Annotated in this window: 11 protein-coding genes; 1 reads left to right on the top strand and 10 read right to left on the bottom strand. The window is 39.5% G+C overall.

What is annotated here, in order from left to right; all coding sequences use genetic code 11:
• Nucleotides 1-70 precede the first annotated feature (70 nt).
• The 3 genes from rpoB to rpsT all read right to left on the bottom strand — a co-directional run bounded on the left by rpoB (nucleotide 71) and on the right by rpsT (nucleotide 4672).
• Complete coding sequence (rpoB, locus tag CFPU101_RS07850; RefSeq protein ID WP_206814773.1) at nucleotides 71-3388, bottom strand: DNA-directed RNA polymerase subunit beta; 3318 nt, start codon at nucleotides 3386-3388, stop codon at nucleotides 71-73.
• A 67-nt stretch (nucleotides 3389-3455) separates the two neighbouring features.
• Nucleotides 3456-4277 (bottom strand): TatD family hydrolase, encoded by an 822-nt coding sequence (locus CFPU101_RS07845; protein WP_206814772.1) that lies wholly within the window; start codon nucleotides 4275-4277, stop codon nucleotides 3456-3458.
• Nucleotides 4278-4375: 98 nt separating this feature from the next.
• A complete protein-coding gene (gene rpsT, locus CFPU101_RS07840) occupies nucleotides 4376-4672 on the bottom strand; it encodes a 30S ribosomal protein S20 (protein WP_206814771.1) in 297 nt (98 codons plus the stop codon).
• A gap of 257 nt (nucleotides 4673-4929) precedes the next feature.
• Between rpsT and hisD the strand changes: the two genes are divergently transcribed.
• On the top strand, nucleotides 4930-6192 hold the full coding sequence (hisD, locus tag CFPU101_RS07835) for a histidinol dehydrogenase (RefSeq protein WP_206814770.1): 1263 nt from the start codon (nucleotides 4930-4932) through the stop codon (nucleotides 6190-6192).
• 41 nt (nucleotides 6193-6233) lie between these two features.
• On the opposite strand, the gene CFPU101_RS07830 is transcribed toward hisD, so the two are convergent.
• From CFPU101_RS07830 to CFPU101_RS07800, 7 genes are all read right to left on the bottom strand, one after another.
• A complete protein-coding gene (locus CFPU101_RS07830) occupies nucleotides 6234-7019 on the bottom strand; it encodes a sulfotransferase (RefSeq protein WP_206814769.1) in 786 nt (261 codons plus the stop codon).
• Nucleotides 7020-7024: 5 nt separating this feature from the next.
• Nucleotides 7025-8023: a glycosyltransferase family 1 protein gene (locus CFPU101_RS07825; RefSeq protein WP_206814768.1), complete on the bottom strand. Its 999-nt coding sequence runs from the start codon at nucleotides 8021-8023 to the stop codon at nucleotides 7025-7027.
• A 475-nt stretch (nucleotides 8024-8498) separates the two neighbouring features.
• Nucleotides 8499-9701 carry an anion transporter gene (locus tag CFPU101_RS07820; protein WP_242577814.1) on the bottom strand — a complete coding sequence of 401 codons (1203 nt, stop codon included), beginning with the start codon at nucleotides 9699-9701 and terminating at the stop codon, nucleotides 8499-8501.
• Nucleotides 9702-9774: 73 nt separating this feature from the next.
• Entirely contained in the window at nucleotides 9775-12477 is a 2703-nt protein-coding gene (locus CFPU101_RS07815; RefSeq protein WP_206814767.1) for a filamentous hemagglutinin N-terminal domain-containing protein, read from the bottom strand.
• Nucleotides 12478-12961: 484 nt separating this feature from the next.
• Nucleotides 12962-13315 carry a DUF1257 domain-containing protein gene (locus tag CFPU101_RS07810; protein ID WP_206814766.1) on the bottom strand — a complete coding sequence of 118 codons (354 nt, stop codon included), beginning with the start codon at nucleotides 13313-13315 and terminating at the stop codon, nucleotides 12962-12964.
• A 152-nt stretch (nucleotides 13316-13467) separates the two neighbouring features.
• Nucleotides 13468-14979: an AAA family ATPase gene (locus tag CFPU101_RS07805; RefSeq protein WP_206814765.1), complete on the bottom strand. Its 1512-nt coding sequence runs from the start codon at nucleotides 14977-14979 to the stop codon at nucleotides 13468-13470.
• A gap of 67 nt (nucleotides 14980-15046) precedes the next feature.
• The gene (locus CFPU101_RS07800; RefSeq protein ID WP_206814764.1) at nucleotides 15047-15397 is read right to left on the bottom strand and encodes a hypothetical protein; all 351 of its coding nucleotides are present in this window, start codon (nucleotides 15395-15397) and stop codon (nucleotides 15047-15049) included.
• Nucleotides 15398-15558 lie beyond the last annotated feature (161 nt).

Genomic DNA, 15558 nt, shown 5'->3' with positions numbered 1-15558 from the left:
GTAACTTATCGGTACGTGAATAGTCCGTTAATCATAACTATTCACGTACAAACTTTGCACAACGTTGCTCCTAGCTTTCCACTTCTTCGGCTTCTAAATCTTCAGTAGTCAAAGATTCGTAAGTCGGACGAGAAGGCGCGCGGCGACCGAGATCAGTCATTAAATCGACTTCTACATCCCGTGACGTGCCATCTGGTGCATTTTCTACTTTGTGAACCGCAATATCTAAGCCTAGTGATTGCAATTCGCGCATTAGAACTTTAAAGGATTCTGGAGTACCTGGGCGTGGAATTGGCTTACCTTTGACGATTGCATTAAGAGCCTCATTCCGTCCTTGCATATCATCTGATTTTACGGTGAGGAGTTCTTGCAGGGTATAAGCAGCACCATACGCCTCTAAAGCCCAAACTTCCATTTCTCCAAAACGTTGTCCGCCTTGTTGTGCTTTTCCTCCTAATGGTTGCTGTGTCACCAAAGAGTAGGGCCCTGTTGAACGAGCGTGAATCTTATCATCAACCAAGTGAACCAGTTTCAGCATATACGCTTGTCCTACGGTAATTGGTCGATCAAAGGGTTCTCCCGTCCGTCCATCGTAAACTACTACTTTACCTGGATGCTCTGGATTAAAAATCCAATGTTTCCCTGGGCGTTGTGTGCCATCTTCTAAGAGGCGATGCACCGTAAGCCTTGAGGCTTCTGCGCCATACATTTCATCAAACGGTGTGATCTTGAACCGTACTCCTAGGTTCTCTCCAGCCCATCCTAGAAGGCACTCAAACACCTGTCCAACATTCATCCGACTCGGAACCCCTAACGGATTGAGAACGATGTCTACAGGTCTTCCATCGGGCAGATAGGGCATATCTTCTAGGGGCAGAATCCGCGAAATAATCCCTTTATTACCGTGACGACCTGCCATTTTATCGCCGACTTGGATTTTGCGTTTTTGAGCGACATAAGCCCGAACAACCATGTTAGCCCCTGGTGGAAGTTCGTCCCCTTGTTCACGAGTAAACACCCGCACATCGACGACACGACCTTTTTCACCGTTCGGTACTCTCAAGGAATTATCCCGAACATCCCGCGCTTTTTCACCGAAAATCGCCCGTAGCAGTTTTTCTTCTGGAGGTTGATCCGATTCCCCTTTTGGTGTGACTTTACCGACGATAATATCACCCGCTTCGACCCAAGCCCCTGAGCGAATAATGCCACGCTCATCAAGGTTTCTCAGGGCATCTTCCCCAACGTTGGGAATCTCACGGGTAATTTCTTCAGGCCCCAGTTTCGTCTGACGGGCTTCAATTTCGTATTTTTCAATGTGAATACTGGTGTACACATCATCAGAGACCAGTCTTTCACTAATTAAGATCGCGTCTTCATAATTATAACCTTCCCAAGGCATATAAGCGACCAGAATATTCTGACCCAGTGCCAGTTCACCGCCTTCGGTTGCTGAACCATCGGCAAGAATTTGACCGGGTACAACCTGTTCCCCGTTATAAACTAGAGGACGTTGATTTAAACAGGTATCTTGGTTGGATCGCTGATATTTTTGAATCGGATAAGTCATCTGGGATGCCGTTGGGTCTGGCTCTCCTTTTTCATCGGTGACTTTAACGGTGATGCGAGTTGCATCAACATGAGTGATAATTCCGTGAGTTCGTGATACAATTACCATCCCTGAGTCACGGGCGGCTTGTGCCTCTAAACCTGTTCCGACCAAAGGACGCTCAGGACGCAGTAGGGGAACGGCTTGACGCTGCATATTCGATCCCATTAGAGCGCGGTTAGCGTCATCGTGTTCGAGGAACGGAATCATTGAAGTTGCGACCGAAACAATCTGAACGGGCGAGACGGCTACATAATCTACTTGTGCGGGTGTTGTTGTCGAGAAATCTTGGCGATATCTGACAGGTACTAAATCTCCTAAAATGATCCCCTTTTCATCAGTGGCGACATCTCCAGGCGCAACCCGTACATCATCCTCTTCATCTGCGGTTAGATAAACAGGATCTAAATCTCGTCTGACCCGTCCGTTTTCGACTTTATAGTAAGGCGTTTCAATAAATCCATACTGATTGACGCGCGCATAAGTCGCCAACGAGCCAATTAATCCAGCATTCGGGCCTTCTGGTGTTTCTACGGGACAAATCCGACCATGATGGGACGGGTGAATGTCTCGCACCGCAAAGCCTGCTCTTTCTCTGGTTAAACCGCCAGGGCCAAGGGCTGACAAACGTCGTTTATGGGTCAACTCGGCTAGAGGATTGGTTTGATCCATAAATTGCGACAATTGAGAGGAGCCGAAGAATTCTTTAATCGCGGCGACTAACGGTTTGGGGTTGACTAGAGACGCGGGTGTTAAGCTGTCGGCTTCACTTACGGTCATCCGTTCTTTGATAATCCGTTCGAGGCGGTTAAGTCCTACTCTGACTTGGTTTTGCAGTAGTTCGCCCACAGAACGAACTCGACGATTTCCTAAGTGGTCAATGTCGTCGGTTGAACCAACGTCGAATTCTAGGTTAATCAGGTAGTCGATCGCGCCTAAAATATCTCCCGGTGTTAAAATCCTGGTTGTATCAGGTACCGATGAGCGCAATTTGCGATTGATTTTATAACGACCAACGCGCCCTAAGTCATAGCGTTTGTTATCAAAAAAGCGTGACTCTAGCAGTTGTTGTCCACCGCTTACGGTTGGTGGTTCACCCGGTCTGAGTTTACGATATAACTCTAGTAAGGCTTCTTCTTCGGTGGGATTGCCTTCTTTATCGAGGGTTTTTTGATAGAAATCGGGATGGCGCAGCGAGTCCATAATTTCTGAGTCTGATAACCCAATGGCTTTGAGTAGAACTTGGGCGGATAATTTACGGGTTTTATCAATTCTGACCCAAACTAAGCCATTTTTATCGGTTTCAAATTTCAGCCATGCGCCTCGGTTCGGAATTAATGATGCTGAATAAGTCCGACGACCGTTTTTATCGATCTCTGCTTTATAATAAACCCCAGGAGAACGCACAATCTGATTAACGATGACTCGTTCTGCACCGTTAATAATAAAGGTTCCCCGTTCTGTCATCAGGGGTAAGTCACCGATAAAGACTTCTTTTTGCTCTTTGATTTCGCCTGTTTCTTTATTGAGCAACCGTGTCGGGACATACATTTGTACTGAATATGTACTATCCCGTCGTTTGGCTTCTTCTACGGAATATTTCGGCTCTTTGAGTTTATAATCAGCACCGAGAAAATGTAATTCTAATTTACCCGTGTAATCGGTAATTGGAGAAAAGCTATTAAGTTCTTCAATTAATCCTTCTTCCAAAAACCAGCGAAAACTAGAGCGTTGAATTTCAATTAGATCAGGAAGCAGATTGTAATTTAGATTGCTCATGCGTTTAGTTATAATGTGTTATGGTGCGTGTGTGAAACGTTAAAAGAAATTGATAGAAGAAAAAAGCTCAAATAATCATTATGCTATTGTTTGTTGGGTTACTCTTGGTTACCAAAGGAAGTCCAAAAAGACGATAAGCATTTTCAGTAGTGAAGTGTGCTAACTTTTCGATATTGACTTCACGTAACTGAGCTAAAAACTCGGCTACATATCGCACATAAGCAGGTTCATTACGTTTTCCTCTTTTTGGCACAGGAGCTAAAAAAGGACAATCTGTTTCAATAAGGATGCGATCTTCGGGTACCATTTTGGCCGATTCTTGAATCGAAATGGCATTCTTAAAAGTGACAATTCCACTAAAACTAATATAGAAACCCAAGTCTAAAAACCATTGGGTTTCTTCTGGTGTGCCACTCCAGCAGTGCATAACTCCTGTGACATTTCCTCCGTTGCTTAAAAATTGTTGTAAGAGTTGTCGCATTCTTGCTGCTGCATCCCGACAATGGATAATGACTGGCTTATCTAGTTGTTGAGCAATTTTTAATTGAGCTAAAAAGACTTTTTCTTGTAAAGCTTGATTGTCCGCTTTATAAAAATCGAGTCCCATTTCGCCAATTGCGACAACACGCCCATCAGATTTCGCTAAGTTGAAAATCTGATCGGCTGTATTCGCTGTCCATTTCTCAGCATCCAAGGGATGTAAACCAACAGCAAAGGATATTTCAGGAAACTGATCTGCGATCGCTTGTATCTCCTCAAATTCTTTTGGTTCTACACACGAATGAACAATGGCGATTACTCCTGAAGCTCGCCAACGTTCCGAGAGACTGACTAACTCATCTTGAAAAGTTTTAAAGTTGAGATGAACATGGGTATCAATAAATTGCATTGCTCCTTATGGGCTGTCGTCACAGCGATCAAGATTTCTTACCCTGTCACCTTTTTTTGGGATGGACATTTCTATCTTGATTGTAGCTTATACTAATTTCAAGATGCAGCCACCGTCACTTTGGAAAGAGCTTTTGCTAAACTCGCTTTTTTTCTGGCACCGTTATTTTTATGCAGTACATTGCGCTTAACGGCTTTATCGATTTTGCTGTAGGCGGCTGACATGGCTACTTGCACTGACTCCATCGTTTCAGGAGTTGGATTAGCCGCGTAGCTGTCTACCGCGCTTTGATATTTTTTCATCAAGGTTCTAACAGCCGATTTATAGGATTTATTGCGTAAGCGATTACGCTCTGCTATTTTGATCCGTTTTATTGCAGACTTTATATTAGCCACAGTCGTTTCAGTGAAAAGGGTATTTGGGTAGGTTTAAGAATAACTAGACTCAGGTTGTCTATCATAACAGAAAAAGTTGATTTTTGACAAGTCTTTGGCAGCAGGTTAATTTAGCAACAATCGACTCAAAATAATCGACCCAAAACAAATACAGGCAAGCAATTGAAATTATAGGTAAGCTAGAGAAGTAGGATCAAACGAGAGTGCGTATGAATGCAAGCTCGAACAATCGTCACTAAAAAAGGGTTCTAAACTTCATGCTGCGAATTGTTACTCAGTTAGTTGAAGCCCAAACTGAACTACGACGCATTCGCGATCGCTTCGGGGAAATCGGGTTACAAGCCCAAGAAGCTAGAGTCAAAGAAGTCCTCGATCAGGTTCAACAACAGGGAGATCAGGCTTTAATTAATTCAGGGAAAACAGCCCTGTCATTATCCAGTTTAAAAGTTAGTGGTTCAGAACTCGATGCAGCTTATCAGCAAGTTTCTAAAGATCTCTTAAAATCAATTCAGTTAGCTTGTGCTAAAGCTGAAGCCTTTCACCGTCAGCGCATCCCTAAATCTTGGGTTCAATTTGGAGATGCTGAAACAGCGATCGCTAAACGGTATCGCCCCTTGACAAAAGCGGGGATTTATGTTCCCGATGGCAATCAGGCTCACTTAAGTTGGGTATTAATGCAAGCCATTCCCGCTAAAATCGCACAAGTCCAGCAAATTATTATGGTAACGCCCCCTGGAGTGGATGGAAAAATACACCCAGGCGTTTTAGTCGCTGCCACTGAAGCAGGAGTCAACAATATTTATCGCGTTGGTGGTGTTGAGGCGATCGCAGCCTTAGCCTATGGAACGGAAACCATCCCCAAAGTCGATGTCATTACGGGTGGCGGTCATTTTGAGGTGGCGATGGCGAAAAAAATGGTAAGCGATTTAGTTAGAATTGATACATTAACTCATCCTTGGGAATTATTGATTATTGCGGATCAACAAGCAGATCCCAGGTTAATTGCTGTTGATTTATTAGCCCAAGCAGAACAACATCCCTACGCTGCTTCAATTTTAATCACAACTCATCTAGAAATTGCTGAAGCGGTACAGCAAGAAGTTCAAAATTATTCCCAACAAATTTCGACAGAAAAAGCTTTAGCTCATTATGGGTTAGTTATTGTCGTTGAAACTTTAGAAAAAGCCCTAGAATTATCAAACTTTTTTGCTCCCGCTCACTTAGCATTATATGTTGATGAACCTTGGGAAACTCTAGAACTGGTCAAATCGGCTGGTACTATCTTGATGGGTTCTTCTACCCCGAAAATGGTTGGGGAATATTTTGGGGGAACCGCTTTTGCTCTCGCTACAGGTATTGGTTTAGAAACGTTTATGCAGTCTTCAAATGTCATTGAATATACACCGATCGCGCTTCGTCAATTTTCGAGTGTCCTACAAGTTCTCGCCGAAGCTGATGGTTATTTAAGCGGGATTGATTCGATTCGTTTACGAATTGAAGGAAAAAATAAAAATGAGTAAGATAGGTTAAGAGCTAGTTTGGCTACATTTTTTTAATCAAGTCATAACGAATTATGTTGAGTGAGCGATTGTAGTTCATACCATTTATGATAATAATTCCAAGCGTTTTGTAATAAATCAGAAGGAAATTGAAGTGTCTCTTGTTTGTTATTTTTTCTCAAAATATACCCAGCTTTAATATTTTTAGAAGAATCACCTATATATTTTTTCCCCGTCCACGGTGTCAAGCTATATTGTTCTACAAAAGGCTCTTTAGTCTGAAGAAATCTTTGGAGAGTTTCAAAGGTTTGAGTTGTTTCATTGAGCAGCTGTTCATAAGTTATAATTATAACTTTAGAATAATTTTTAATATTTTTAAAATCATTTTCCATCATCAATAAGCGCTCACAATAATACTGATATAAATCGGGCAAAGTTCGATTTGTAAATAATTTTGACAAGCTTAATAAAGTATCTTCGGGATTTCTCACTAAAAAAATATAATAAATATCTTCATGATTTAGTAAATCCTTATTGACTAAAAGACGGTTGTGGAGCAGTTTATCAAAAACATAGTCTTCGGGAATACTCATCTTACGAAAATACCAAGAAACTCGACACATCATCAATTCTAAGTCTGCTTCTGAATGATAAGTTAAACCAGTTTCACCAATTCCATAAATTTTAGGATGTGAATTAAGTAAATGCGACAGCAAAGTGCTTCCAGAACGCATATGACTATTAATAAAAATCGTTTTTAATTTTGGTTTTTTTTGCGCCAAAAGCCAAAGATAATAACTATAAACAGAATTTCGAGGAAGTTTTTTGAGTGTTGAGATTAGATTCATATAATTTATACCCTAAGAAAATAATTGAAGATTTTATTAAATCTTTTTAGGAAAGCATAAGTTTTGAAATAAGCATATCGCCTCAAAAACATTGCTTTTCTTTCACTTTTCGATAAGATTTTCCATCTCTCATAATAAGAATAAACAAATTGATCAAAATAATTTAACCATTGTTTTGTCAGATGCTCTGGTGTAAATTCTTGAATACGTTTAAATCCATTATCAACGATTGATTGATAAAGATTTGAATTGTTTTTCAGCTTTTCTATAGAATTAATAGTACTGTCAATTGAGTCAATCATTAAAAAATCTAATTCTGATTTTTTTTCTGCCATATAAGCAGATTCTGAAGGAAGAAGCGCAGGCACTCCAGCACGCCAACAATTAATTAATTTACTGGCAGGTTTGTACTTATAAATGTTATTGGACTTAAAATTCCGCACAGCAATCACTACATCTATCTGGCTATAATCGTTCCACTGAGTGGGGCTAAAAAGCGGCATCCATTGATAGCCCAAATTTTCTAAAGTATCTGACCATTTCTGATCATGAAATTCTTGAGCTAACTGACTTCTTGAACCCACATAAGCTATATTTTCTACTCGTGAACCTCGCTCTGGCAATCTTGGAATTAGTTTTGTCTGAGGCCAAAGCGGTATATAGTATGGATGCCAAATCGAATTTTGATATTCTTCAAATTCAATTGAATTTTGTACCACGTGTAAAGCTGCTGAAGGATGAAAATCTCGATCTCCTTTGGCACAGATAAGCATGACCTCTCCAAAATCGATGAATGTCTGATTTAAGCTATCTCTGTCAGCCAACAAAATCCCTTCTTGAGGAATTTTTGTAGTAATTTCACACGGGAAACCTTCTTTTTTTAAGTAAATGTATGTGGCTAAAACCCAGCAAGTAAAATTATTACAAATTGTACACTCTTCTATTGTCTTGTCAAAGAGTTCAACCTTTGTTTCATCAGGAACATAAAAAAAAACTTTATCCATAAAATTAAATCTGTTTTTCTTATTTTTCTGCTAAAACAGCCTTGTGTACTACACCAGACTAATCTTACCTTAAAACAGGCTTTTAGAGTCACAATTGATTCTAGTTAAGTTTTTTGACTGATCAATAACAGAATTTAAACTTAGTTAATTAAAAGTTTATTAAAAACTAAAACTAGCATATATTTATCTTTTTAACAATATCATTTTCAATACATTTTCAATACATTTTCAATACTTATAGAAATAGCAATTTCAATCTTATGGGTTTCTAGCCTTTTCAAGGCAGGGTTTGCTCACTATCTCCTACAATGCAAAGTGCAAGCTTTAATTAGATACTCGACAGAAGTCTTAAAAGCCAAGAAATTTTGAAACTGATTCATCTTTGTAATTAACTTGGAAAAACCCCGTTTTAGGTCAGGATGGGAAAAAATAGGCAACTAAGGCTAGGACTAACGAGCAACGATATAAATTTTTTTTATTTTGATAGTTGATAAATATTAAAATAAGCCAAAATAAGAGTAATAATAGTTAAAGGTAAACCAAACTTAAAATGTTCTCTAAAATTAAGATGATAGCCTTTAATAATTGCTGCTTCGGCGACAATGAGATTAGCAACTGAACCAAATAAGGTTAAGTTTCCTGCTAAAGTTGAACCTGCTGCTAATAGTAACCAGTAATTTGTATTATTCTCTGCAATCAATGGCTTTAAAACAAGAACAGCAGGCACATTAGAAATTAAATTAGAAAGTAAAACAGTAACACCTAGAAATTGTAGTGAATTGTTGGCGAAAAGAGTTAAAGCGTTAAATAAACTGAGTTTCTGTGTGGCATGAGTCACGATAAATAAACCAGAAAACATAACTAAAACATTCCAGTCAATTTGTTGAAAGACTTTTTCAGGTTTAATTCGGCGAGTAATTAGTAATAAGGCTGCTGCTGTTAATGATGCTATTCCTAAAGGAACTCCTACCGCAAAAGCAATTAATAAACCACTGGTAATGATTAAAGACTTTCTGAATAAAGGTTTGATTAGACGATATGAAAATTTAGGAATAATTGGGATTTCTTGTCTTGAACGGACTTCAGGATAAAGTAGCCACAATAAACCAATTTGTATAATTAAACTGATTAATGCGACAGGAAGTAAAGCTCTAGAAAAATCTAAATAACTAATATTAGAAAATGAACCGATTAAAATATTTTGTGGGTTGCCGCTAAGAGTCGCTACAGAACCCGAATTGGTGGCAGCAGCTAGGGCAAGTAAATAAGGAATGGGATTTAATTTTAATGCTTGGGTTAAATGAATGACTAAGGGTGTCAAAATAAGAGCGATCGTATCATTGAGAAAAAATGCGGATAAAATCCCACTACCAAAGGTTAATAAACAAAGTAAACCAAAGGGACTACGAGTAATTTTTAATAGAGAAGATAAAATTAATTGAAAAAAGCCTGAATAGGCTAAATTCGCATTAATCACCATCATACTGAGCAAAAAAACGATTGTATTTGCGTCAATAGCCCGCCATCCTTCCTCTAGAGTAAATACCTGTAGCGTAATCAGAAAAGCAGCACCCACAAGCGCGATCGTTGCTCGATTCATCCTTAACCCTGGAAACTGCCCCAGAGCTAGTCCTAAATAAGTGAGAAAAATAACTAAATATTGTAATGATTGAAGCAAAATTGACCAAAATACTTTTTTTAAATTAATCTGAGTTCGCGTTAATGCGACATAAATTTACAAGTTGAATATATTAGTGACAGCTAGGAGGAGCGACAGGAGCGACAGGAGCGAGCGTAATTGCCTCAGCCGTTAGAACGATCGTACCATCAGCTTCCCGTTTCCAGCCTTGTACTTGTTGAATGACAGGTTGTGTGTTATCTGAGCGTTCTTTTAATTTAACAGCAGGTTTCTTCTCAAGTTGCGAACGGGTTGCCCAATCTACTGTACTATTTGGCATCATCGGATCGCTAGGATTAGTAGGTAAACCGCCTCTTCCTTTAATGATAAAGGAACTTACTTCACCTGCTGTTACACTACAAACATTTTTAGCGACTAGACGAGCAACATCGACAATATTTTCAGTAAATTTACCCAAACGATTTACTAAAGTATCATTGGGATTAGTAATAGTAACGGTTCCTTGGACATCAAATCTGGAGGATGCAGTGATGTCACTTAGAGGAGTTTGCGCTTCTCTAAATTGAATGCCAAAAATCCCTTTAGTATTAATATTGATGTGACCACCTTTTCCTTGAAAAGCATTTGCAGTGATGTCACTATTTTCTTTAGGAATAGCAAGGATCAAATGTGAATCAATTGTAATGTTTCCTCCATCCCCTGTCTCTTCTGCTAGTCCTGCTGTGGCTGAAATGTTACTTTGATTACGAAGTAGAAGGCGATCGCTTAAATTAAGAGTAATGTTCCCACCTTGATTTCTAATCGTTGTCGCAGTTATCGCCGCACCGTTGTTTAAAGTAAGAGATTTAGCTGTAATGTTAATATCTTTGGCTTCTCCTTCTCCTTCAATTCCTAAAGCTGCTCTAATATTACTAGACACTCCACTAGGACTAAGCTCATTCCTAAGTTCCCCATTAGTATTATAAAAAGGAATATCAGCTATTCCATCAAAAAATAAGTTAGCGTTCGGTGCATTGATTGTAATGCTTCCAGCAATACCTTGTCCTATGATATCAGTACGCAGCGCGGAACCTCCATTCATAAGCAGAGAATCACTGACGTTGATAAAAATATTTCCAGAACTGCCTCGAACTAAATTGTTAGTAAATATTTGCGCCCCATTGGTGATAGAAAGTGTTCTAGCTGTAATCTGGATATCTCCTCCTTTCCCCTCCCCTTCATTGGTCAATAAATTACGAGCGATGACCGTAATAATTCCACTATAGAGATCTACTTTTTCAATTCCTGTTACAAATTGCTCAGTAATGTTAGCAATTCCATCGATAATAACCTTTGCATTATTTGCGTCAACTGTAATGTCTCCTGCATCTCCAATCCCTCCAATAAACGATAGCAATCGAGATCCTTCACTGATTGTTAACGAATCAGTCACTTTCAAATCAATATTGCCAGCATTGCCTTTTCCAAAAACACTACTAATGATCGCTGCACCATTTGTCAAAGAAATAGACTTAGCATTAATATAAATTTTTCCAGCATTTCCTTCCCCTTCACCATTTATTCCTACGATCGTAGATAGCCCACTCGCTTCAACAAAAAGGTCATTTTCATCCTCTACAATCTTCCTTCCATCAAAGCGAACAACTGCATTAGGTGCTTCAATTATAATATTTCCCGTGTTACCCCGACCTGAAATATCACTCCTAATCAAAGAACCTGCTGTTAAAGAAATCTCATCAGCAACTTTGAGCAAAATACTGCCAGAGTTGCCAACACCTGAATAAATGGAGTCTATATCAGAGAAGTTTTTGAGAATGAGTGTTCCTGCTTCAAGATAGATATTGCCACTTCTACTCTTAGTATTTGCAGAAGTATTATCTTTTTCATCAATTTCGATACTACTACCTAAAATACTTTCTCCATCAAGTGTCATCCGATTAGCGATTTGAATCCAAAGATCACCCGCATTCGCTTTGCCAGATGTAGTCGTCAGTAATTCTGCATTATTATCTAACTCCAAAGATAGAGCGATGATCTCAATATCTCCACCTTTTGTTTCAAGAACCCTAGAATTGCTATTAGTAGTAATACTGCTGCCATCTACTAAGATCATTCCTTGACTGTTCAGGGTAATTTTTCCACCAAGTGAACCTGTTGAAGTCACAGAAATGGCTGGAGCAAAAGTTATATCTCCCTTAGATACTAAAGAGATATTACCACCGTTGTTTAGCTCGATATTACCGTTGATATTCAGATTACCTGCGGCTACAAGGGTTAAATCCTTCCCTACTGATAAATTAGCCTGACTGTTAATATTACTTGATTGTTGGGCAACTTGATTAAAAAATAAAGCACCTGGATTAACGGATAGTAAATGACTGCTATCGGGTTGAGAAGCACTGAAAAATCCTTCGTTTCCTAGATAAATTGCATTGGCGGTTGTCGCTAAAAATGAGCCTTGAATATCTAAACTGGCATGGGAACCGAATAAAATACCATTAGGGTTCAGCAATAATAAGTTTGCTGTTCCTAATACACCCAATTTTCCCAAAATATCTGAGCGATTACTTCCCGTCACACGGGTAAAAATATTTTCCACGCCAGCAGGATTGGCAAAATAAACACCTCTTCCTTCATTAACATTAAAATCTGAAAAACTATGAAAGAGATTATCTCCTCTTTGTGCGCCACCCTCGACCCTATCGTTTAATCGGTTGAACGGATTAACAATAGAATTTTCTGAACCAAGAGTGTTATCAGGAATAATTTGAGCTAATAATGGTTGATCGAACTCTATTAATAGTGTAATTAACAATAATCTAACTATCTTCCATCTTACTGATTGTAGCTTCCTTTCACTTGAATTGATAAGTTTAGTTATAGGAAAACTCATTTTATTTATTTTTATTAATAAACTACCTTTTATAAGAATTTTATTTTAATCAAATCATGCTCATGCAACAAAAAATGAAAGTTTTCAAAAACAGGAGTTTTTAGAATAATTCAAAAATTAGGTTTTTTAACGTCAGTGCGGGTAATTAGTCAATTTATCTAGAACTGACTTTAGTTTTAGGAAATTTTCTTATCCTGTGACATTTATAATCTTTAAGTACTGCCAAAGCTTTAAAAAAAACAATTTTGAGCTACGTCATCTGGCTTTTATCTTCATCGCTTGATAAATAATACCGTATTTATCTAGAACATCCACGCTAGAAACCGTAAAACAGAGCTAAGTAAACAGAAAAAAGGGTTAACCGGAATGCTGGTCAACCCCTCGGCTTGGGAACGCGCTGTAAATCTTAGTTTTGAACAACTAGCTTAACGTTAGCGTTGCTTAGACCGCGCTGTTTAACTTCTGCTAAGGTTTTATTAACAGCATATTTTTGATTGATTGAGTTGATCAATTCGGTTTGGTTGTGTTTTTTAGCAACACCCCAGAGGTCAGCGATGAGGTCAAAAGAACCGTCGCTATTGCGAGACCAACCGAGATCATATTCACCTTCTAAAACCGCAACTAAGTCAGCACGAATGCGTTGACCGTTGTAACCACGAACATCGGCTTCGGTTTTAACATTAATTCCTAAATCCTTTAAGGAAGCTTTGAGAATTTCGGAATCGGTGATTTTAGTCCGTAAAGTGCTGAAATGAGACATTGGAATTTCCTCCAGTAGACAACAATGAACAACAACAATTGAGAGTTTGAGAGTTTAAAAGTACCGCCTTTATGAAATGATAGCGGTGTTTTGTGAGTGCTGCTAGCGTTATTGCTAGCCTTTCTACCTGTTGGGATCAGGCTGAAAGTCTGTTAGAACTCCATTCGCTGATATTCAGCAACGGAGGATGAAGCAGGTCTTGCCCGTTGGCGGGCCCAGTCACGGAGGGCTGTTACCTGTTCAGTCATGGTACGCGATAGGGGCAAGGTCGATTTAATCGCTGCGATGATGTCGAGTTGGGTGAACTCTCGATCTTGAGCGAATGCCTCGTACATGGCAGCTACGATCGCTTGCTCTATTTCTGCACCAGAAAATCCATCAGATACCTTGGCTAACTGCTCTAAATCGAAGCGTGTAATGTCGGAGCGACGTTTGCTAAGGTGAATATTAAAAATAGCTTGTCTTTCGTCTGGGGTGGGCAGATCGACGAAAAAGAGTTCGTCAAATCGTCCTTTTCTTAAAAATTCCCCTGGAAGTCTTTCAATTCGGTTAGCCGTTGCCATCACGAAGACAGGTGAGGTTTTTTCTTGCATCCAAGTGAGGAAAGAACCAAAGATACGACTTGATGTACCGCCATCGGAGTCAGCAGAACCTGTTCCTCCTGCAAATGCTTTATCGAGTTCATCAATAAACAGTAGCGTTGGTGAAACAGACTCAGCCGTTTTGAGTGCATTTCTTAGGTTAGCCTCAGAACGTCCGACCATTGAGCCATCATAGACTCGCCCCATATCTAACCGCAGTAAGGGTAAACCCCAGAGGCGCGATGTCGTTTTAGCAATGAGAGACTTACCACAGCCTGGTACACCTAAAATTAGCATCCCTTTGGGCTGGGGTAAGCCATATTCTCTAGCGCGTTCGGTAAAGGCATTAGAACGCTGCTGTAGCCATTTTTTTAATTCTTCGAGTCCGCCCACTGCATCAAGGGTTTCGTCTTCTTCAATAAATTCTAAGATTCCATTGCGTCGGATTAGTTGTTTTTTCTCTGATAAAACAATGTCGACTTCTTCTTCGGTTAGCTTACTAGCTTTGACGTAAGCTTTGCGATAAACTTTTTCAGATTCATCTTTGGTTAAACCTAGTGCCGCTTTGAGGAGTTTTTCTCGTACTTCTGTGGTGATGCGACGAGTTTTATTTTTTTCTAAGTGTTGGGTTAAAACTTGATTGAGTTCTGTTAAATCAGGTAGAGGGAAATCAATGACAGAAACATCTTTTTCTAACTCAATGGGAATTTCTTGATAGGGTGACATCAAGACGATAATTTTTTCTGTTCCTTTAAAACTTGCGATCGCATCTCTTAGCCAACGAGTGACAGCAGCAGACGTGATAAACGGATGTAAATCTTTAAAGATATAGATTCCTGCTTCTCTTTGTCTGACTGTCCATTCGATCGCTGCTTCGGGAGAAACTGTGTTATGCTGCGTGGCTTGTCTGGGCTGCCCATATTCCACAATACCGTGTGTTACCGTCCACACATACACTCGCCGATGCTGTGTATTCATTTGAGCTATTTTTGCAATCGCCTGCTCTGCCCGTTCCTCTTCAGATGTGACGAGGTAAATCAGGGGGTATTGAGCTTGAACTAAGATATTGAGCTCTTCTTTCATGGCATCGACCTAAGTGTAATGGTTCTACGGTTCGATTTTGCGTTTGCGGTGTTAGACTAAGAAAGCTTTAGCAGGGAACTAACTCCGCTTCTCCTTCCGCGTTACCTTGAGTACAAACTGGTTCTGGTACTTCGAGTGGGAAGTCGTCTGTTATGACACTGGGCTGATGTTTTAAAGAAACTAGCGTTCCTTCTCTCATCACCATCGCTGCTTCACATTCTGGACAAACATGAACTTGATGGGTTTTACCGTATGTCGCTTCTTCTACTTCTTGTACTTTCTCAGGATACTTCAGGTAGAAGGCGATCGCCCTCTCTACAACGGATGACATTGATTGTTCATCTATTGCAGCCCTAATTTTTAGTTGACGATGGACTCCTGGGGGAAGATATAGTGTGACTTTTTGCTTATCTTGCATATCACTCTAATTGGTGTTACCCGGGTATGCTTCTTTAACTTATCGACTTTTTCTACGCCTGTCAAGACGCTATGACGCTATGACGGTATAATTGTTACATTACTTAATATATTTGAGTGAAGCAACGAGTTTACAGTGTTGAAGTGGCTGAAATTGAATAG

The organism is Chroococcus sp. FPU101 (genome assembly GCF_017312365.1).
Lineage (GTDB): Bacteria > Cyanobacteriota > Cyanobacteriia > Cyanobacteriales > Microcystaceae > Chroococcus.
Note: the sequence above shows the minus strand (reverse complement) of the source record. Positions and strands in the feature narration are given on the sequence as shown.